Genomic DNA, 736 nt, shown 5'->3' with positions numbered 1-736 from the left:
TTGAAAGGACGGACGGAATGAAACGAGCGAGATTCACGGAAGAGCAGATCATCGGGATCCTGCGGGAGAACGAGGCCGGCGCCAAAGCGGGCGAGTTGGCGCGCAAGCACGGCGTGTCGGAGGGCACGATCTACGCCTGGAAAGCCAAGTTCGGCGGGATGAGCGTGTCGGACGCCCAGCGCCTGCGCGCCCTGGAAGATGAGAACGGAAAGCTGAAGCGCCTGCTGGCCGACGCCATGCTCGACAAGGCGGCGCTGAACGATCTGCTCTCAAAAAAGTGGTAGGGCCCGCGGCGATGCGCCAGGCCGTCGCCCATGTGAAGGCGACGTTCGGCGTCAGCGAGCGGCGGGCCTGCTCCATCATCAAGGCCGACCGCAAATCGGTGCGCTATCGCTCTTGCCGCCCGCCAGACACGGCGCTGCGGGAGCGGCTGCGCGCCCTGGCTGTCGAGCGGCGACGGTTCGGTTATCGCCGGCTGTTCGTGTTGCTGCGGCGCGAGGGCGAGCCATCGGGCAAGAACCGGATCTACCGGCTCTATCGCGAGGAAGGCCTGACGGTGCGTAAGCGTCGTTGCCGTCGTCGCGCCATCGGCACACGGGCGCCGATCCTGGTCGAGGCCAGGCCGAACGCCCGCTGGTCATTGGACTTTGTGCACGACCAGTTCGCCACGGGCCGCCGCTTCCGCATTCTCAACGTGGTCGACGACGTCACCCGCGAGTGCCTGGCGGCGATCCCC

The 736-nt window shown here is 67.0% G+C and carries 1 pseudogene; it reads left to right on the top strand.

Features of this window, described 5'->3' with window-relative positions:
- Nucleotides 1-17: 17 nt before the first annotated feature.
- Nucleotides 18-736 (top strand): annotated as a pseudogene (locus JKF87_RS18140) (transposase); the annotation flags it as partial.

This window comes from Brevundimonas nasdae (genome assembly GCF_016654005.1).
Lineage (GTDB): Bacteria > Pseudomonadota > Alphaproteobacteria > Caulobacterales > Caulobacteraceae > Brevundimonas > Brevundimonas nasdae.
This window is presented reverse-complemented; position numbering and strand designations above follow the sequence as displayed.